This is a genomic window from Candidatus Leptofilum sp. (genome assembly GCF_965223285.1).
GTDB lineage: Bacteria > Chloroflexota > Anaerolineae > Promineifilales > Promineifilaceae > Leptofilum.
Genome location: NZ_OZ244997.1, coordinates 3309379 through 3327718, shown reverse-complemented (window position 1 = coordinate 3327718; position 18340 = coordinate 3309379). Strand labels below are relative to the sequence as shown.

Annotated in this window: 16 protein-coding genes, 1 tRNA gene and 1 other annotated feature; of the genes, 8 read left to right on the top strand and 9 right to left on the bottom strand. The window is 53.9% G+C overall.

The genetic code is table 11. The features are described from left to right. Positions 1-73: 73 nt before the first annotated feature. Complete coding sequence (gene argF / locus ACOQPU_RS15110) at positions 74-1003, bottom strand: ornithine carbamoyltransferase (protein WP_420645846.1); 930 nt, start codon at positions 1001-1003, stop codon at positions 74-76. Then, entirely contained in the window at positions 991-1161 is a 171-nt protein-coding gene (locus ACOQPU_RS15105; RefSeq protein ID WP_420640662.1) for a hypothetical protein, read from the bottom strand. The genes argF and ACOQPU_RS15105 overlap by 13 nt, the downstream gene beginning before the upstream one ends. A 129-nt stretch (positions 1162-1290) precedes the next feature. Here ACOQPU_RS15105 and ACOQPU_RS15100 point away from each other — a divergent pair, with 129 nt between their 5' ends. Together ACOQPU_RS15100 and ACOQPU_RS15095 are read left to right on the top strand one after the other, a co-directional pair. Then, complete coding sequence (locus tag ACOQPU_RS15100; protein WP_420640661.1) at positions 1291-2346, top strand: hypothetical protein; 1056 nt, start codon at positions 1291-1293, stop codon at positions 2344-2346. A 74-nt stretch (positions 2347-2420) separates the two neighbouring features. Then, positions 2421-3347 carry an NAD-dependent epimerase/dehydratase family protein gene (locus ACOQPU_RS15095; RefSeq protein ID WP_420640660.1) on the top strand — a complete coding sequence of 309 codons (927 nt, stop codon included), beginning with the start codon at positions 2421-2423 and terminating at the stop codon, positions 3345-3347. 77 nt (positions 3348-3424) lie between these two features. On the opposite strand, the gene ACOQPU_RS15090 is transcribed toward ACOQPU_RS15095, so the two are convergent. Continuing rightward, positions 3425-3507: transfer RNA gene (locus ACOQPU_RS15090), tRNA-Leu, on the bottom strand. Between the two features lie 57 nt (positions 3508-3564). Continuing rightward, positions 3565-4623, bottom strand: a complete 1059-nt coding sequence (locus ACOQPU_RS15085; RefSeq protein ID WP_420640659.1) for a beta-ketoacyl-ACP synthase III — start codon at positions 4621-4623, stop codon at positions 3565-3567. 208 nt (positions 4624-4831) lie between these two features. Between ACOQPU_RS15085 and ACOQPU_RS15080 the strand changes: the two genes are divergently transcribed. From ACOQPU_RS15080 to ACOQPU_RS15070, 3 genes are all read left to right on the top strand, one after another. Next, positions 4832-5638, top strand: a complete 807-nt coding sequence (locus ACOQPU_RS15080) for an SDR family oxidoreductase (RefSeq protein WP_420640658.1) — start codon at positions 4832-4834, stop codon at positions 5636-5638. 18 nt (positions 5639-5656) lie between these two features. Further along, complete coding sequence (locus ACOQPU_RS15075) at positions 5657-6547, top strand: RNA polymerase sigma-70 factor (RefSeq protein WP_420640657.1); 891 nt, start codon at positions 5657-5659, stop codon at positions 6545-6547. A 159-nt stretch (positions 6548-6706) separates the two neighbouring features. Further along, positions 6707-7915: a DUF3048 domain-containing protein gene (locus ACOQPU_RS15070; protein ID WP_420640656.1), complete on the top strand. Its 1209-nt coding sequence runs from the start codon at positions 6707-6709 to the stop codon at positions 7913-7915. Positions 7916-8227: 312 nt separating this feature from the next. Here the strand turns inward: ACOQPU_RS15070 and ACOQPU_RS15065 are convergent, their stop codons facing one another. Beyond that, positions 8228-10462: a tetratricopeptide repeat protein gene (locus tag ACOQPU_RS15065; protein WP_420640655.1), complete on the bottom strand. Its 2235-nt coding sequence runs from the start codon at positions 10460-10462 to the stop codon at positions 8228-8230. A 184-nt stretch (positions 10463-10646) separates the two neighbouring features. On the opposite strand from ACOQPU_RS15065, the gene ACOQPU_RS15060 reads away from it, so the two are divergent. Beyond that, on the top strand, positions 10647-11744 hold the full coding sequence (locus ACOQPU_RS15060; protein WP_420640654.1) for a metal ABC transporter solute-binding protein, Zn/Mn family: 1098 nt from the start codon (positions 10647-10649) through the stop codon (positions 11742-11744). A gap of 37 nt (positions 11745-11781) precedes the next feature. On the opposite strand, the gene ACOQPU_RS15055 is transcribed toward ACOQPU_RS15060, so the two are convergent. From ACOQPU_RS15055 to ACOQPU_RS15040, 4 genes are all read right to left on the bottom strand, one after another. Beyond that, the gene (locus tag ACOQPU_RS15055) at positions 11782-12522 is read right to left on the bottom strand and encodes a hypothetical protein (protein ID WP_420640653.1); all 741 of its coding nucleotides are present in this window, start codon (positions 12520-12522) and stop codon (positions 11782-11784) included. A 151-nt stretch (positions 12523-12673) separates the two neighbouring features. After that, positions 12674-13732, bottom strand: a complete 1059-nt coding sequence (gene asd / locus ACOQPU_RS15050; RefSeq protein ID WP_420640652.1) for an aspartate-semialdehyde dehydrogenase — start codon at positions 13730-13732, stop codon at positions 12674-12676. A 43-nt stretch (positions 13733-13775) separates the two neighbouring features. Then, positions 13776-14042 (bottom strand) — a binding site (T-box leader). A gap of 138 nt (positions 14043-14180) precedes the next feature. Beyond that, on the bottom strand, positions 14181-15878 hold the full coding sequence (locus tag ACOQPU_RS15045) for an alpha-amylase family glycosyl hydrolase (protein WP_420640651.1): 1698 nt from the start codon (positions 15876-15878) through the stop codon (positions 14181-14183). 80 nt (positions 15879-15958) lie between these two features. Next, positions 15959-17620, bottom strand: a complete 1662-nt coding sequence (locus ACOQPU_RS15040; RefSeq protein ID WP_420640650.1) for a cytochrome-c peroxidase — start codon at positions 17618-17620, stop codon at positions 15959-15961. A 108-nt stretch (positions 17621-17728) separates the two neighbouring features. Between ACOQPU_RS15040 and ACOQPU_RS15035 the strand changes: the two genes are divergently transcribed. Beyond that, positions 17729-17989, top strand: a complete 261-nt coding sequence (locus ACOQPU_RS15035) for a CopG family ribbon-helix-helix protein (protein ID WP_420640649.1) — start codon at positions 17729-17731, stop codon at positions 17987-17989. Next, on the top strand, positions 17983-18339 hold the full coding sequence (locus ACOQPU_RS15030; protein ID WP_420640648.1) for a type II toxin-antitoxin system PemK/MazF family toxin: 357 nt from the start codon (positions 17983-17985) through the stop codon (positions 18337-18339). Before ACOQPU_RS15035 ends, ACOQPU_RS15030 begins: the two co-directional genes overlap by 7 nt. Position 18340 lies beyond the last annotated feature (1 nt).

The window sequence follows — 18340 nt, the reverse complement described above, 5'->3', positions numbered from 1 at the left end:
GATGGTATTCAGTAATCAGTTTACAGTTATTAGGCTGCCCTGTTTCTCTTTACTGGTCCAATCTAGCTAATTGTTATTTTTTGCCTAGCAGTTCAACCAGAATAGCTTTCTGGGCGTGCATACGATTTTCGGCCTGCGGGAACAGAATCGAGTTCGGGCCGTCGGCGACTTCATCAGTAATTTCTTCACCACGATGCGCAGGCAAGCAGTGCATCACCAAACAATCGGGCTTAGCCAAATTGACCAATTGCTGATTGACTTGGTACGGGGGGAAAACTTTGAGGCGAGCGGCCGTTTCCTCTTCTTGCCCCATACTCGTCCACACATCTGTGTAAATAATATCTGCATCGGCTACGGCTTTGTTGGGATCTTCATGCACCTCTATAGATGCGCCTGCGGTGCTAAAGTTGCGTCCCAAGACATAATCATCTTCATTGAGCGTGTAGTTAGGTGGGGTGGCAATGGCAAAGTGCATACCAACTTTCATGCAGGTAAATAGTAATGACCGCGCCACATTATTACCATCCCCCACATAGACCATTTTAAGCCCTTCGAGCTTTTTCTTGGCTTCCAGCACGGTAAAAATGTCGGCCAATGCCTGGGCTGGATGGTTGTAATCAGATAATCCATTAATGACGGGAACAGAGCCATGCGCCGCCAATCCCAAAATATGCTCATGGTCAAATACGCGGGCCATAATGCCATCCACGTAGCCAGACAGCACGCGGGCAACATCCGCGACGCTTTCACGTCCGCCCATCTTAATCTCGTTAGGCGATAGGTAAAGCGCATACCCACCCAAATGCACCATGCCCATCTCAAACGAGACGCGGGTGCGCAGCGACGGCTTTTGGAAGACGAGAGCCAGACTTTTGCCTTGCAGCAATGGCTGGTTGCAGCCATTTTGCCATTCTTGTTTCAATGAAAGGGCTAAGTCAAGCAGGTTGTGCAGTTCGTCGGGGGTTAAATCAGCGATGCTAAGAAAATGTTTCACAGCGTTAATTCTCCGAACAGTTGGCGTAGAATTTGGGGGAATTGGGTGGAACGGCCGTACCCTAAATCCCCGCTGGTGCCACTGGTTACCTTAAAAAAGTATACCACAGCCAAAAACAAAGAAAAAGCATTCACATAAGCAAACCACTGCGAAATCGGGATTTGCATTTCAGAGGAGTTTCCGTGGTTTGCTTAACTTGACGCAAGTATTAGTTATGGTAAGATACGAATTGCAGAGGGGATGTTATGTCATTTTCGTAATGTCCCAAATTGGGGGCAATAGAAGGCAGGTGCCACATGGATTTTATAAAGGAAAGACCCGGACTATCCGTCCTAATTGCTTTTATTGTTGGCCTCATTATCGGTCAAACTCTCTTTGGCTGGTATCTTTTCCCCGTAGAATGGACAGGCGCAGGCCCCGCAGATTTAGAACAGGCTGAGCGAGATGTGTATTTGCAAACCATCGCGGATGCTTATTCTTACCAGCCCGGCAACACTGGTTTAGTGACCAATGCACTTCGCTCCTGGCCCAATTCTTCAGAAGCTATTTGCGAGCTCCGAGGCCGTACTGCTGACCCTGCTGCCCAGCAGCGTCTGGACGCCATTGCGATGGTGCAGACGGGCGGACAAGCCTGTGGCGCGCTCCCTGCAGATGGTGCTTTGCCCGAAGTTCCCACCCCTGCAGAAGATGATTCCAATCTAGGTACTATTTTGGCTCTGCTTCTGGTTCTGGCACTGGTTGGTGCTGGCATCGTTGCCGTGCTCAATCGGCGTAACAGCATGATGGCTGAAGATGACAATGTGGATATTTACACCGATAATATGCCAGAAAGTGCCCCCACAATGGTGAGTGAAGAAGGCGTCAGTGCCGTGCCAATTGCGCGTTTCCAAAGTGACTACGTATACGGCCGTGACAACTACGATGACTCGTTCAGCATTGAAAATTCCGGCGGCGAATTCCTGGGTGAGTGTGGTGTGGGCATTGCCGAATCAATTGGCAGCGATACGCCTAAAAACGTTACTGCTCTGGAAGTATGGCTGTTTGATAAGAACGACATCCGCACGATTACCAAGGTGGTGATGAGCGATCACGCCTTCTTTGACGAGGCCCTGAAAGCCAAGCTAGCACCAAAAGGTGAACCCGTGCTGGCCCGCGAAAACGAAGTGATTGTGTTGGAAACGGCGACGCTCATCATCAATGCGGAAATCAAGGAAATGCAGTACGGAGCTGGTTCACTACCGCCACAAAGTTACTTTGAAAACTTCTCCATTGAGCTTTCTGCTTGGGCCAAGGAGGGGGATTTTGATGAGCCAGATATTGAAGGGCGTGTAGACGAACTGCTTGAGTATTAGTCACATACAGTACAAAGACAATCTGAAGCCCCGCCTGAATTCAGGTGGGGCTTTCTTGTTTGTTGAGAGACGACATGAGATTTTTAGTAACGGGGGGTGCTGGGTTTTTAGGCTCGGCGTTAGCCAACAAGCTGGCTGCAGATGGCCATGCTGTGGCTGTTTTAGACGATCTGAGCAGCGGTGATGCCAGCTTGCTTCGTGGCTACATTCAGTTTACTCAAGGAGACATTACCAGTATTCCATTGCTCTGGTCTTTGTTGAGAGATGTGGACTGTGTATATCACTTGGCAGCACGCGTCTCTGTGGCAGAGTCGGTGCTCCATCCGCAGGCGTACAACGCTGTGAATGTGGGCGGCACGGTGAGCCTGATGGAGGCGATGCGAGACACGGGCGTGCGCCGGGTGGTATTTACATCATCGGGGGCGGTGTACGGCCGTTTGCCCACCCAACCTGTCCATGAAAACGACCAGCCCAACCCAGACTCCCCATACGCCGTTAGTAAATGGGCTGCCGAGCAATATATACACACCATTGGCCGTTTGTGGGACATTGAGACGGTGGCATTGCGCATCTTCAATGCGTATGGGCCACGCCAAAGCCTGCCTGTTTCCCATGCGCCCGTTGTGCCACGCTTTTTGCATCAGGCACTCACAGGCGGGTCCGTTGTGCTATATGGCAACGGGCAGCAAACCCGCGATTTTGTCTATGTGACAGATGTCGTGGCGGCGTTACAAGCTGCCGCCACTGCCAAGGTGATTAATCGGCAGGTGATCAACATTGGCAGCGGCATTGAAACCAGCTTGACAGAGTTGGTGGCGCAGATTGAGCAGGTGAGCGGTAAGCAAGTGAATCAACTGCGTAACCAGCAGAAAGAGGGCGGGGTGCCGCGCCTGGTAGCAGACATCAGCCGAGCACAGCAGTTGTTGGGGTTTCGGCCATTGGTTAATTTACAAGAGGGTTTGCAGCGGATTTTGTGGGAAGACGGCCGTTTCCAAAAATGAGTAGCTGCGAAGGATAAAATTCATGCCTGTTCCCGGCAAAAAAACAAAAACGCCAGCACATTGTGCTAGCGTTTGTATGCCCAAGAGAGGACTCGAACCTCCACGCCCATAAGGGCACAGGCCCTCAACCTGCCGCGTATGCCAATTCCGCCACTTGGGCTAAATACGTTGGCAATTATAGCCATTGCCGGACGGCTGTCAATGCAGCCACGAACCTCTAAGCCGTCACCAATTCAGCAATGGCTGGAGCCGTTGCGCCGTTGCTGTAAACCTGCTGTGGCTTGGCAGGAGCCATCTGCAGCACGGCCGAAGCCCAGGTTAGCCCGGAGCCAAAGCTCACCAGCAGCAGCCGATCCTCCACGCTGATTTCCCCAGCATCCAACCCATCACAAATGGCTACTGGAATGGACGCGGCGGACGTGTTGCCATATTTATGCACCTTCACCAGGAACCGCGACATTGGCAAACCCATTCCCCGTGCGGCTGCCTGGATGATGCGTAAATTGGCTTGGTGCGGCACGATATGATCAATATCGTCCAACGTGAGGCCAGCTTGTGCCAAACTGTGCTGGCAAGTTCTGCCCAAAATGCGGGTGGCAAATTTGAATACCTCACGGCCGTTCATGCGAATGTAATGCCGACCTTCCGCAAAAGTAGAGGCCCCCACTGGCTCAGCCGACCCCATTGCCTGGGCCATGATATGCTTGCTGCCGCTGCCGTCCGAACCCATGTCGAAGCCCGTGAGACCGCATGGCTCGCTGCTGGCTTGCATCACAAACGCCCCCGCTGCATCGCCAAAAAGGACACAGGTGCTGCGGTCTTTCCAATCAATAAAGCGACTGAGCAGCTCCGAACCGATGATGAGAATGTTTTCGTAAACGCCGCCGTTGATAAACTGCTGGGCAGTGGTGAGGGCATATAAAAAGCCCGTGCAGCCATTGGCCAGCACAAAGGCCGGCACGTTCGTTGCGCCCAGCATATGCTGTACCTGGCTGGAAACTGCCGGGGTGATGTGGTCGCCTGTGGTGGTAGCCACGATGATCAGGTCTAAATCGGTAGCTTTTAGATTGGCTTTTTGCAAAGCGCGACGGGCGGCTTCAACCGACATTGTGGCGTTGGTCTCATCTGGCGCGGCGATGTGCCGCTGGTGAATGCCTGTGCGCTGTACAATCCATTCATGGCTGGTGTCTACCATTCTCTCCAGATCGTGGTTTGTCAGCACTTTTTCTGGGACATACGCGCCCCAACCGATGATACGGCCGTATCGCTTTTGCATATTCTGCTCCTCAACGCGCTTTTGCTTGGTTTGGTTACTGCTAGTTGTTGCAAGGTATTAAACCCGAAAATTGTGGAATCGTCACGCGCTAAACCCAGCAAGGCTTGAATAGGATGTTTAAACGAAAAATTGTAATAATGTCACAAAACGGCCGTCTGCTTCGTCTCCTGTTACAGAAGAGAGTAAATTCCGTAATTTGGAGGTTGTGATGACAAAAATATTGATAACTGGCGCAACGGGTGAGTTAGGAAAACAGTTGCGCCCGCGACTGATAGCAGCAGGCTATGATGTGCGTGGTACCAGCCGTCGCCCGGTGGAGCAAGCCCAAAAGCTGGATCCGCAGGTGGAATGGGTACAGGCTGATTTTGTGAGTAAGCGTGGCTGGGTGAAGGCGTTTGAAGATGTAAATTGCGTTATCCATGCGGCCAGTGCTGCCTTTGGGCAGACGCGGCAGGTGGATGTAGAAGGAACTGCCCATCTACTGCAAATGGCTAAAAAAGCCAGCGTTGATCATTTCTTTTATATCTCCATTGTGGGCATTGATCGCATCCCCTTTAGCTACTATCAGCATAAATTGGCTGCGGAGAATCTAATTGAAGCAGCAGATGTTCCCTGGACGATTTTGCGGGCAACGCAGTTTCATTCCTTGCTTGATATGTTTTTTCACGGATTGGCTAAGCTGCCCATCATGATGCTGCCTGCCGAGTTTCAGTTTCAGCTAATTGATCCGGGTGAGGTGGCCGATGTGATGGTGCAAGCTGTAGGAGCTGGCCCGGTTGGTCGTTTGCCAGACCTGGGTGGCCCTGTGGTGCAGCGTGCGGGCGAGCTTGTACAGCCCTGGCTGGCGCACCAGCCGTTTTCCCGCAGAGTGTGGCGTTTGCCGCTGCCGGGCAAGGTTGGGGCGGGCTTTCGGGCAGGATACAATACCGTTCCTGAACGGCCGTCTGGCAGTGTCACCTGGGCAGATTGGCTACAGCAAAAGTATGGTCGGCCGCGCCTGGAAACGGCCGTTTGATGAGAATGATTCAGCACAATGAGTGATCCAACATTGTTCGACACCTACCGCGCCTATCTGTTTGCCATTGCCTACCGCATGTTGGGCAGCGTGATGGATGCCGAAGATATGGTGCAGGAGGCGTACCTGCGCTGGCAAAAAGCGTCACCTGTCCAGATTGAGTCGCCAAAGTCCTGGTTGGCAACCATCATCACACGCCTCTGTTTGGATTTTTTGCGTTCGGCACGGGTGCAGCGGGAAAGTTATGTAGGCCCGTGGTTGCCAGAGCCTCTGCCAACCTCGGCTGCTTCTGAGGAGACGGCCGTTTCCACCGAAGGAGCCATCATCTTGTCTGAATCGATCTCCATTGCCTTTTTGGTCTTGCTGGAAAATCTTTCCCCAACCGAACGGGCTGTTTATTTACTGCGAGAAGTGTTCGATTACGGCTACGCCGACATTGCCAGAATGGTAAACAAGAGCGAAGCCGCTTGCCGTCAGCTTGTGCGTCGCGCCAAACAGCATTTGCAAACCCATCGCCCCCGCTATGCGGCTTCAGCAGAAGCGTCGCAGCAGCTTACGGCCGAATTTTTCCAGGCGTGTACCGACGGCGATGCAGCCAAACTGTTTTCGCTGCTGGCGGAAGATGTGGTGGAATGGTCAGACGGCGGCGGCAAGGTGCATGCCGCCCGCAAACCAATTATTGGCCGCGATAAAGTTGCCCGCTTTATGCTGGGATTGGCTCGGCAAGCTCCGCCAGGTATCGTGCCTCAATTTACCGTCTTTAACGGCCAGCCGGGGGTGATTATTTATGTAGACGGACGTCCCTTCACGGTCATTGTGCTAGAGATTGTCAATAATCAGATTCAAAATATTTACAGCGTTGTCAACCCAGACAAGCTGCGCCACATTCCCGATCTGAACAGTGCGTAAATTCATGATGTTTCCCCACCGATCCCCCTGCAACAGCTTGACAAAGATTTAGCTAAGCAGCCAAAATAGGTAACGACACGCAGCAACAACCTCCGGCAGGATTTTCTCCGTCGGAGGTTTTCTTTTTGCGGGTCTAGTTGGAAAGGAGAATGAATAAATATGCGACTAAAAATAATGCTTTTACTAACCGTCTTCTGGCTGGCTGTGGCTTGCACCAGTGAGCCAGCCGCCACAGCCACGCCGATTGCGCCACCACCGACAACGGCCGTTTCCACTGAATCCACCCAGCCCACCACCGCCTCAACCGAGACGGCAACCACGCCAGCTACGCTGCCCCCGCCGCCCACCATTGCCCCCACCGCCACCAGTACGGTGGCTAGCGAACCTGCTGCCGAAGGCGTGAGCTTACTGACCGCCGCCGATTTTGGCACCGACCGCAACCCGTTGACTGGTGAATTGGTGATGGATCCTGCCTTGCTGCAAAGACGGCCGTTAGCCATCAAAATCTCCAACGCGCCCCCCAGCTACGTGCGGCCCCAAGCTGGCCTCAACAGTGCCGACTGGGTGTTTGAGCACACCGCTGAGGGGCACATTACCCGCTTCACGCTCATCATGTACGGTCAGGAGGCGGAGCTGGTTGGCCCCATCCGCAGTGCCCGGCTCATTGACGTGGAGCTGCCCGCCATTTACGATGCCGCCCTCGTCTTTTCCGGGGCGAGCACTGGCGTCAACCAGCGGCTGAACGCTTCCGACTTCGAGAGCCGCATTATTCGCTCCGCCGATCCCGGCTACTTCCGCACCGGGGAGGATAAACCGTTTGAGCACACTTTGTACGGCCGTCCCGACATTTTCCGCCAGGGATTAGAGGCGCAGGGACTCAACACGCCGCCCAACTTCAACGGCTTGCTTACTTTTACCAGCGAGCCGCCCGCCGGGGGCACGTCTGCCAGCCAAGTCACGCTGGATTATGAGTGGGAACTGGTGGAATGGCGCTATGATGCGGCCGCGGGCCGTTACTTCCGCTGGGCCGCCGGGGAACCGGTGCTGGACGCTAACACGGGCGAGCAGGTGAGTGCGGCCAACGTGGTCGTCATTGCCCCGTTCCACGTGGAGGATGCCACCATTTGTGAGCAAATAACCAACGACGTCTGCACCCATCTCTCCGTGCAGATTCAGCTGTGGGGCAGCGGTACTGGTTTCATTTTGCGCGACGGGCAGCAATATCCCATTACCTGGCACCGCGAAGGGCGCAACGACCTGCTCACCATCACCGCCGCCGACGGCCGTCCCTTCCCCCTGCAAATTGGCAATAGTTGGGTGCAATTGGTGCCCACCTGGTACGCTGACCCCGTGACCGTGGCCCCGTAAGCGGTGAACGGTCATCGGTTATCCGTCCACGGTTGGCGGTAGGGGCAGGTTCCCGTGCCTGCCCGTCGGGAGTAACGAATTTGCAAAACCCGACAAAATAATCACAACGCACACAACGTGGGTAGGGGCGAGGCGGTTGGCAACTAATGAACGAGCAGCGGCCAAACAACCCTACCAACCGCCTCGCCCAAAGGCCACAATGGGTAGATGGTTTGCCATGTAAAAGGGCAAGGGCAAGGCAGGTGGAGAGATTCAAGCAGCGTAATTTGTTAGATTGCGGCCACCTGCCTGGCCCCTACCAATGATGAATTGTTATGAGGAAATATTGGCCTCAATGGCGGCGAGGTTGGTGCGAACGACGTTGCTGTTGGGATGATCTGATCCTAACGCTTTTTCAAAAATGGCTAGCGCCCGTGCCAAATAATTTTGTGCCTGTTCAAAATCACCTTCCGTATAAGCCAACATACCCAAATTGTTCAAACTGAAAGCTAGGTTAATATGGTCGGAGCCGAGGGTTTTTTCGGTGATGGCGAAGGCCTGTTCGAGAAACGGCCGTGCAGCGGCCAAGTCTCCCATGTCTTGGAGCAAAGAGCCGAGATTGTTGAGACTGCGAGCGGTAGTGGGATGGTCGGGGCCGAGGTTTTTTTCGGTGATGGTCAGGGCGCGTTTGAAAAATAGCTGTGCGGCGGCTAGGTCACCCATAGCGCGGAGCAAGGAGCCGAGATTATTGAGGCTGAGGGCGGTATCAGGATGGCTGGAGCCGAGGACATCTTCGCGGATGGCAAGGGCGCGTTCATAGAGCGGCTGTGCGATGGTCAGGTCACCCATGTTTTGGAGCAAGGAGCCGAGATCGTCGAGGGTTCGGGCAGTGTAGGGATGGTCAGAGCCGAGGGCTTTTTCATTGATAGCGAGGGCACGTTCGAGGAACGGCCGTGCAGCGACCAGGTCACCCATAGCGCGGAGCAAGGAGCCGAGATTATTGAGGCTGTGGGCAGTATCCGGATGGCCAGGGCCGAGGGCTTTTTCATTGATGGCGAGGGCGCGTTTGAAATACAGCCGTGCAGCGGCTAGGTCACCCATATTTTGGAGCAAGGAGCCGAGATTGTTGAGGCTGAGAGCAGTATCCGGATGGTCAGGGCCGAGGGCTTTTTCGCGAATGACGAGGGTGCGTTCGTAAAACGGCAAGGCTGCAGCGTAGCTGCCGCGCGAGTTGATATAAAACCCAGCTGAGTTATTTAATGAGGCGGTGTTATTGGTTTCGCAGCCGTGCTGTTCAGCTAGGTCGGTGGCGATGGTCAGGTGGGGCAGCAGGTCACCGCAGGCGGCCCAGGTGCTCAGGTCGTGCTGGTCATAGCGGTACACCTTACGCAGCAAATCTACCACCAGTTCCACCCAGGCGCGGGCGCGTTCGCGGCCCATGCGGTCACGGGCCACCGTTTGCACCAGCCGGTGCAGCGTTATGGTGCCATCCTCCGCCTGGTGTAGCAGGGAGTAGTCGCGCAATGCCGTTAGTGCCAGCCGCAGCTGCCGCTCATCTGCCACCACTTCTTGCAGTGTCGCAACCTGCTTTGTCTCCTCTTGCGTTTCTAACCTAGCAACTTGCTTAATCAAATCCAACGGTATCCCGTCCGGGTCTAAAAAGCAGCATAAATTGAGCAGCTCTGCCGCGCCTTTGCGCTGACGGGCGTGCTCAAAGCCAATCTGCCACGTCGCGGCTACTGGCTTGGGGTAATCTGTGGGCGGTTCTTCTTCTTTCCACAAGCTCTCCCGCGCCTCGCGGAACCAGGCCAGGTATTCGGCGGCAGGCAGCTGCTGTACCTGCATAAACGCTGCCGCCTGTTCCATCGCCAGCGGCAGGTAGCCCAGCTCTGTGCTTAAATCTGCCAGTTCTGGCGCGTCGGGCAGTTCGCGTTCTTGCCAAAAAGTAGTTGCTTCCGCCTCGGTAAACGTATCCAAAGAAAGCGTCTGTCCAAACGTTTGCCAATGTGCCGCGGCGCGGCGGCTGGTAATGAGCAGACGCCCACCGCTGGGCAGGTAAGGGCGCAGGTCGCGCGGAGTCAGTTCATCCACATTGTCATAGAGCAGCAGCCACCGTTTCTTACTGCTGCTCAATTCGTTCAACACCTTGGTCCGTATGATTTCCGCGTCTGTCTCTTTCTGTTCAACAATTTTCAGGGTTAAACCCAGCAGGCGCAGCTCGTTGCCCAGCGTGGGGGTGTCGCTGGCGCGCAGCAGCCACAGCATGTCGTACTGGTCGCGGTGGGTGTGGGCGTAGGCCAGTGCTAGCTGCGTCTTGCCCACGCCGCCCAGTCCGGCAATCGCCTGCGTCACCACCAGCGGGTTGGCCGTGTTGGCAAAGTTAGCGGCAATCTGCTCTAGTTGTTCTGTGCGTCCTATAAAATGCGGGTTTGGTGGGGGCAGATTGTGCACTGCGTCCGGGCGGTAAGCTGGCAGTACGTACGTTTTGTTAATTTCAACGCGCGCACCGTCTCCGATGGCTATGCCTTCGCTTTTCTCAATATTGTTGACCTTGATTTCGTTGCTCATGTTGGTTCCTGCTGCTGGTTGTCTGACTGAACTGTGCCCAGTATACCGGAAAATCGGGTTTGGTTGAATCCCCTCCCCTCAATCCCCTCCCACAGGGAGGGGAAGCTGTTTTTGACAATCAAAAACAGCTTGCTAGAATTGATACAAAATACCTTTTGATACAATATCTCATTAAAAGAGGGTGATGATGAAGCAGCTAAATAAACAAATTTGGATACTGATGCTCTTAATTGGGGCCGTGTTGGTGGTGGCTTGTTCTGGTGGAGGCGAAACGGCCGAACCCGCCACAGACGATCATGACAGTGAACAGGTGGCAGAAGGTGAAGATGGCCACGACCACGAAGACGACCATGCTGATGAGGGCGAGTACCTCTCCTTGCCGGAGCTGGACGCCGCCGCATTGGACGGCGCGCCGCTCAAGGTTGTCGCCACGACCAGCATCATTGGCGATGTGGTGGCGCAGGTGGGGGGCGACGCCATCGATCTCACCGTTTTGATGGGGCCGGGGCAGGATCCGCACAGTTTTGAACCGAGTGCGCGATTGTTAACGGCCGTTGCTGACGCACACGTCATCTTTGTGAATGGCTGGGATTTGGAAGAAGCGTTGGTGCACGATTTAGAGGAAATTGGGACGGGCGTGCCGCTGCTGCCCATCTCTGCCAACATCGAGCCGCTGGCCTTTGGCGAAGACGACCATGAGGACGAAGATGAAGCAGAGGGCGAGGAACATGAACACAGCGGGGCCGATCCGCACGTTTGGCTCAGTATTCATAACGTAGCGCAGTGGGTAGAAAATGTGGCGCAGGTTTTGAGCGATCTTGATCCGGCCAACGCCGCCGCCTATGAAAGCAACGCCACCGTTTACCTGGCTGAACTGGCTGAGCTAGAAGGGTATGCCGAAACTCAACTGGCTCAAGTTCCGGCAGACCGTCGCTTTTTGGTTACCAACCACAGTTCGTTGGCCTATTTTGCCCACGAATACGACTTTACCATTCTGGGAACCGTTATCCCTGGCAGCAGCACCCTGGCTGAGCCGTCGGCCAGCGATTTAACGGCGTTGATTGCTGCGATGGAAGGACAGGGAATTTGCACAATGTTTACGGAAACGGCCGTTAGCGATTCCTTAGCCCAAACCGTAGCAGGTGAGCTAAACGAGTGCGACGAAGTGCAAGTCGTGCCGCTCTACACCGGCGCGCTTGGCCTGGCCGGCAGCGGTGCAGATAACTATATTGGTATGTTTCGTGCCAATGTAGACACGATTGTTGAGGGGTTGAGTCAATAGTTTCAACGAATCAGAGAATCCTGAAACCACTCTCAGGTTATTTGGCGTATGATCCTAAATCTTCTAGAGTGGGCTTCTGACTTGTGAGAAAGCTACTCAATTGAGCCATTGCAAATCGATAGTAACCGAAACTGGCCTTGAAATAGTTTAGGAATGAAAGCGAGCTTGACAAAACTTTTCGGTGCTCAAGCCACACAACGAGAGTCGTCCCTAAAAACAAACTCAAACCTAAAAGGGAATGGATTGTCAGATAGATTCGACTATGGTGCTGCAAAACACGGGCAATGCGCTCTGTTTGAAACAAGATGTGATACTCCTCATCTTCAATAATTCGTTCACAAATTGCACGCAACAACGATGATGACGTGGCTTCTTTCAGTGCCGGATAATAAACTTGAGCCAAGATTTCGGCCGTTAATAAAACACGAGACGACCAGGCAATATCGCCAAATGATCTGATCCATCTGAACACGTTATCTGCCCAAGCGTCCGAGGCCATACAAATATTTGATTGATTCATAAAGATTGCCAGAAGATAGGAATGATAGTTCTCTTCTTGCACAAAGAGTTTGGATTCTTCAAAGAAAGTTGGATTCCCTGATTTTCTGGAAAAGGTTTGAGACTTCTCAAGAAAATCTCTGGCTTCAGAAGATTCACCTCGTTGAAACTGGGCGATAGAATCCCCAATGCGCCTGCTTTCCAACTCGGAAATATGTTCCCCTTGATATTGTTCCAATTTAAGCTGTGGACGGCCGCTAAAATGCTGCACCCAATTCATAATGTAGTTCCTCCGATCTGGATATTCGCTGACTTATTGCCTTGGAGGATTCCACATTTCACAAGTCGAGGGCAAGCATTCGCCTAAACTAAACTCATCACCTGAGTGCTTGACTTGGCGTAGGTTGATAGACTCTTTCTTTATATTTTGTCTAAGCAGGTTTGATGAGTCCTTGTTTCACGAGTAATTCTGCATTCAAAACCGAGCCACTGGCCGCGCCGCGCAGGGTGTTGTGCGTGATAGAAAGGAAGCGAATGTCGTTCACCTGGCAATCCCGCACGCCGCCGACGGTCCAGGCGAGCCCGTTGCCTGCGTCCCGATCCAGGCGGGGCTGAGGGCGATTGGCTTCGGGTCGGTAGATGAAGACGGAGTCGGGCATGGTGGGCAGATCGCGGATGATGTCGGGGGGCTGCCAGGTTTTGAATAGCGCAATGACTTCTTCAGCCGAGGCAGATTGGCTGAGCTTGACGGAAACGCTGCCCAAGTGGCCGTCTATGACAGGCACGCGGTTGGCCTGGGCACTCACTTTGAAGGGGGCCATCTGAATTTCGCCGTTGGCATAGGTGCCGCACAGCTTGCGGGGTTCGGTTTCCAGCTTGCCATCTTCCCCACCGATGTAGGGAACGATGTTGTCCATGATGTCTAGTGAGGGGACGCCGGGGTAGCCTGCGCCGGAGATGGCTTGAAGTGTGGTGACAACGGCCGTTTCCACCCCATACCGTTTATGCAAAATCTGCAACGGCAGGACGATGCTCGTGGTGGAGCAGTTGGCATTGGCCACAATCCAGCCGTCCCAGCCGTACGCTTCTTTTTGGCGGGGGATGAGTGCCGTGTGGTCTGGATTCACCTCTGGGATGAGCAGCGGCACGCACGGGTCCATGCGGAACGGCGAGGCGTTAGTAAGGACGATGTAGCCAGCTTGGGCAAACTTCGGCTCTAGCTCACGCGCCTGAGCTGTGGGCAGTGCCGAAAAGAGCACGCGTGGCTCTAGATTTGGCTCAGTTGGCTGCACAATCATCTTGGCGACGGTGGCGGGCGGGTCACCGGGCAGCAGCCAGTTAACACCTTCGCCATACGGCCGTCCTGCTGTACGCGCTGAGCCAGTGAGGGCACTAATTTCAAACCAGGGATGGTCTACCAAATGTTGAATAAAACGCTGACCCACTGAGCCAGTGGCAGCGAGGATGCCGACGGGAATTTTCTTCTCCATAATTAAATCTCCTTATCTCCAAAAATAAAAAACGCCGTTGCCCACATGGGGCGACGGCGTCGCGGTTCCACCCAATTCAGTAACCAATGGCCAGTAATTGGTTATCAGTTTTCAGAACTGATTACTGAATACTAATTACTCTCAAGACGGCCGTTAACGGGGCCAGCCGTGCTACCTTACTCTAATAATCGTTCAGGCAGTCGCTCTCAGGGGGTTTTGGGGATTGTCTTTGCTTTGGAGGCTTACAGCCGCTGGCACTCCAATCTCTGGTACAGGCTCAATCCTTACTCGTCCTGATCATTGCGTTTATTGGGCGATAAGTTTATCGCCTTGTAAATTTCGCCGGATTATAAAGAATCTGGTTGACCTGTCAAGCATTTTTCAGAGAATGGCTCACGCAAAGGCACAAAGATGTTTAATTTTTCTTTGCGCCTTTGCGTGATATTTTTTATTCAAAGCAGTGTACGTCTCCGGCCCAGGGTTGCAGGGTGAAGGTGTGCTGGTGGTTGTGGTAAACGGCCGTTACCTTCCGCATCTCATCACTTGCATTTAGCGCCACCCAAACTGTTTCCTCGGCGTGAACCCGCGCATAGACTAATGTGTGGTCATCTGCCTGGAGGATTTTAGAACGGCCGTGGCGCAGTGCCGGATGCGCCTTGCGGAACTGGATCAGCCAGCGGAAATATTCCCGAATGTCGGCATCTTGATCGTCCCCCCACAGCATCGGCTGACGATTTTCCTCCATGCCCTCACTGTTGGGGTCAGACATGCTCCTGAGCTGGCGTACGCCCACCTCGGTGCCGTTGTAGATGATGGGCGGGCCGACTAGCGTGAACTGGCACAAGGCGGCCAGCTTCAGCTTGCGCTTGTCGTGGCCCGTGGCAAAGTAAAAACGGTTCATATCGTGGTTGTCTAAAAAGCTGGGGCGACTGTACGTTTCTGGGAAGAAGCGTTCGTGCTTAATCAAGAAACTGGCAAATTCAGAGATGGTCATACGCTGGAGGGCGAAGGTGTCTCGCAGGGCTTGTTCTAGCGAGAAATCTAGGCAACCGTCCAGACGACCTTCGTATCCCAGCAGCGTGGTAGGCGTCTCGACCACTTCGCCAAAAACCCAGGCGTCTGGCTTGATTTGCTTGACGGTGGCGCGTAATTCTGTCCAAAAGTCGTGGGTAGGGCCAAGGGCGTAGTCGAGGCGCAGGCCGTCGAAGCCAATATCCGCCAGCCAAAAGCGGATGCTACGCAGCAAATAGTCGCGCACGTCGGGGTTGTTGACGTTGACCTGAGGTAGTTCCATCACGCCAAAAAAGGTTTCGTAATCCACCGGATAATCTATCCAGTGGTACCAATCGACATAGGGGCTGTGCGGATCGCGAATGGCTTCCTGGAAGCTATGGTGGGCGCTGCCCCAATGGTTGGCGACAAAATCGAGCAGCAAGCGGATGCCCTTGCTGTGGGCTGTGTTTACCAATTCCTGAATGTCGTCCATGCTGCCCAGGCGAGGGTTGACGCTGAAATAGTCTGAGGCATGGTAGCCGTGATGGCTCTCGTCGGGGAAGAAGGGGTTGAGCCATATGGCATTGAAGCCCATCTCGGCGATGTAATCCAGCTTTTGGATGATGCCCCGCAGGGTGCCGCCGTAGATGTCGTTGAGGGATTGGGTGGGGTTCCAGGCACGGCCGTTTCCCACATAAAATCGGTCGGGAAAAATCTGGTACACAATCGCATCCTGGCTCCAGGCAGGCGGCTCGCTGGGGCCAACATAGTACGAAAACACCTCGCCGTCGTCGGCCAATATTGGCTCAGAGCCATCAGCAGGATACGCTTTGATCACGTAGCGCACCAGAGTGCCATTTGGTTGCGACGGTAGGGCAATTTGCCAATGTTGCAAATATTGCCAGTTGAGTAAATCCCACTCTGTTTTGGCGCGCGTGAAGGGGAAAACGGCCGTTTCTGGCAGCATCATCTCACACTCAATCCGGTCAATGAGTTGGGGCTGCCCCACAACGACTGTCAGTTCGGGTGCGTCATTTGCCTGCGGCGCGCGGGGGTAAATCTGGCTGTGATGCTTCACGCCTTGCCGCCACTCCTGATAATATTTTAGTCGTTTTTCAGTGGTGGAAAGTGAGCCAAATACAAAGTCATCCATCTGCTATTCTGCCTGTTTTGATTTTTGGAAAGTGTTGTTGAAATTGTGCGTAAGGACGGTTCGCGAACCGCCCCTATAGCTTAGTTAATTGCCCCACCAACCGGCAAGCCGCTGGGTACCGAATCGGGAATGGTGTGGCTTAAATCCAGGACGGTGGGGGAGGTGAGTGATTCTAAAAATGCAATCAGGGCAGCGATTTCTGCATTAGTGAGTTCGCGGGTGGGCATGCCGAAGGAGGGGGCGTTTAGGGCGGCGGTGTGTACGGCCGTATCCCCCGAATCTTCTGCCAAAACCAGTGGCGATAGCTGCCCAAAATCATAATTTGCGACGGCTTCTTGCGGATTTAGATGGTGGCGAATGACCACTTCTAGCGAGTTGTACGCGCCGTTGTGCATCCAGGGGCCGGTGATGGCCACGTTGCGCAGCGGCGGCGTGCGGAAGGCGAACAGATCGCTGTCGCTACTTGTTTCGCGGGCACGTCCGAAATCCAGCGGGGCTTCATTCCCTTTGCCTGGGCCAATTTGCGGCACGCCAATGTTATGGAACTGCATGTCGCTCAGCAGCGAGCCGCTGTGGCAGCTGGCGCAGCCCGCTTCACCGTAAAACAGCTCGGCTCCGGCCAATGCTTCTGGCGACAGTGCTGTCTCATCCCCTTGCAAATAGCGATCCCACGGACTGTCTAAAAAGGTAAAGGTGTCCATCTGGTAAGCGGCCAGGGCGTTGGCAGCGTGGGCAAAGGTGAGTTCGTCTAACGGTACACTTGGGTAGGCAGCCTGGAATAGCTCTTGGTAAGCAGGCACGGCCAAAACGTCGGCCATGAGCCCTTCCCACATGAGAGTGAACTGGTGGTCTTGAATGGTGCCGAGGCTGTTGCGCTCGCCGAAAATGTCGTTGTCGCCGGAGTGACCGCGCATTTCGTCCCGCGAGGTGACGGGGAACATCGCCTGCACAGCAATGGCGTTTGCCAGATTGTGGGGCGTGTCATCGTTGGCGGGGCTGTTGAACTGACCGTCTGGTGTGACTGAAACACGGCCGTCCCAAAACAGCACGTCCATACCATCCAGCCCCAGGTTGTAGATGGGCGTGGCGTTGCGCGGCACGAGGATTTGCCGTGCCGTGGGCAGCAGCACCCGTGTTGGCCCCAGCCCTTGCCCGCCCGTGCCGATGGGCAAGGGCAGTCCGTCACCGGTGCCTTCATTGGGGTGGTGGCAGGTGACGCAGGCAATATCTTTGTTGCCGCTAAGGATAGGGTCCCAGAACAGAGCACGTCCCAATTCGACCTCGGTGTTGGCAGCGGCAGACAACTGCAAGGGAGGGATAGCACCAGCCTGTGCCAGCCGGTCTGCCAAGCTGGTTGTGGATTCGAGGGGGGCAGTAGGTGGTGTGTTTTGCAAGCTGGTGAAGAGGTAAACGGCCGTTGCCAAAACAATCATCACCAACACCCCCCCAGCTACCTGCCATGCCCAACGACTTACGCCTAACTGACGGCGCGTGCGCCAGATAAAGAGCAAAAGCCCCAGCCAGGCAATTACGTTGGCAGCGATGAGCAGATTGATGGCCGGTTGGTTCCCGGTTGGTTGATTGGCCGCTAGTTGGTCAATGGTGGAATAAAGGGTTCCGGCAGCGGCGCGGCTGATGTTTTGGATGTGGGGAGTGGATGGAGTGGTAGACACGGCCGTATCCTCTCTAGGCCCACAAGCTGCTAACAAGATTAGAATGGCGAGTACAATAATTTTTTTCATAGTTCGACTGAAATGTTGTGTGAATATTCTTCAAGGCACCTGGCACCAAGCGGTATTTACACACTGAGTACCTTTTGTTATACTGAAAGTAAAAATATAGGTGTGATAATGTCAACCGTAAAAACAGCCATTTCTTTAGACAAACCATTGTTAGAACAAGTTGATTCCCTTGCTCAAGAGATGGGGATTCCGCGCAGTCGCCTTTTTGTGATTGCGATGGAAGCCTTTTTAGAGCAATACCAGAACAAACAACTGCTGGCGGCAATCAACCAAGTTTATAGTGAACATCCGCCTACGCAGCAAGAGGAAACTTACTTAAAAGAGATACAGGGACTCTATGCCAGCGGTTTGGAGGATGAGGGATGGTAATCAATCAGGGTGACGTTTTTTGGCTGTTCACTGGATTACCATCAAGGTCCGAACCTGGTTTTCGACGGCCGCATGTTGTTATTCAAAACAATGTCTTTAATCATAGTCAAATCAATACAACGGTTGTTTGTGCCATTACCTCCAATTTGTACCGAGCGCAGGTGCCGGGAAATGTGCGTTTATACAAAGGGGAAGCCAATTTACCGAAATCAAGCGTTGTGAATATCTCTCAATTGCTTACGGTAGATAAGCTAACTCTAACCGAAAAAATCGGAACCCTGTCGAAAGACCGGGTGCTGCAAATTTTGGCTGGTTTGCAGCTTTTGACCGAACCCCGTGATGTTGTGTAAC

Bases quoted from the DNA above. Each gene is read 5' to 3' on its own strand.
- ACOQPU_RS15095 (WP_420640660.1), top strand. From the start codon at position 2,421: ATGAGATTTTTAGTAACGGGGGGTGCTGGGTTTTTAGGCTCGGCGTTA.
- asd (WP_420640652.1), bottom strand. From the start codon at position 13,732: ATGGAGAAGAAAATTCCCGTCGGCATCCTCGCTGCCACTGGCTCAGTG.
- ACOQPU_RS15105 (WP_420640662.1), bottom strand. From the start codon at position 1,161: ATGCAAATCCCGATTTCGCAGTGGTTTGCTTATGTGAATGCTTTTTCT.
- ACOQPU_RS15070 (WP_420640656.1), top strand. From the start codon at position 6,707: ATGCGACTAAAAATAATGCTTTTACTAACCGTCTTCTGGCTGGCTGTG.
- ACOQPU_RS15085 (WP_420640659.1), bottom strand. From the start codon at position 4,623: ATGCAAAAGCGATACGGCCGTATCATCGGTTGGGGCGCGTATGTCCCA.
- ACOQPU_RS15100 (WP_420640661.1), top strand. From the start codon at position 1,291: ATGGATTTTATAAAGGAAAGACCCGGACTATCCGTCCTAATTGCTTTT.
- ACOQPU_RS15060 (WP_420640654.1), top strand. From the start codon at position 10,647: ATGATGAAGCAGCTAAATAAACAAATTTGGATACTGATGCTCTTAATT.
- ACOQPU_RS15035 (WP_420640649.1), top strand. From the start codon at position 17,729: ATGTCAACCGTAAAAACAGCCATTTCTTTAGACAAACCATTGTTAGAA.
- ACOQPU_RS15030 (WP_420640648.1), top strand. From the start codon at position 17,983: ATGGTAATCAATCAGGGTGACGTTTTTTGGCTGTTCACTGGATTACCA.
- ACOQPU_RS15065 (WP_420640655.1), bottom strand. From the start codon at position 10,462: ATGAGCAACGAAATCAAGGTCAACAATATTGAGAAAAGCGAAGGCATA.
- ACOQPU_RS15055 (WP_420640653.1), bottom strand. From the start codon at position 12,522: ATGAATTGGGTGCAGCATTTTAGCGGCCGTCCACAGCTTAAATTGGAA.
- ACOQPU_RS15045 (WP_420640651.1), bottom strand. From the start codon at position 15,878: ATGGATGACTTTGTATTTGGCTCACTTTCCACCACTGAAAAACGACTA.
- ACOQPU_RS15080 (WP_420640658.1), top strand. From the start codon at position 4,832: ATGACAAAAATATTGATAACTGGCGCAACGGGTGAGTTAGGAAAACAG.
- ACOQPU_RS15075 (WP_420640657.1), top strand. From the start codon at position 5,657: ATGAGTGATCCAACATTGTTCGACACCTACCGCGCCTATCTGTTTGCC.
- ACOQPU_RS15040 (WP_420640650.1), bottom strand. From the start codon at position 17,620: ATGAAAAAAATTATTGTACTCGCCATTCTAATCTTGTTAGCAGCTTGT.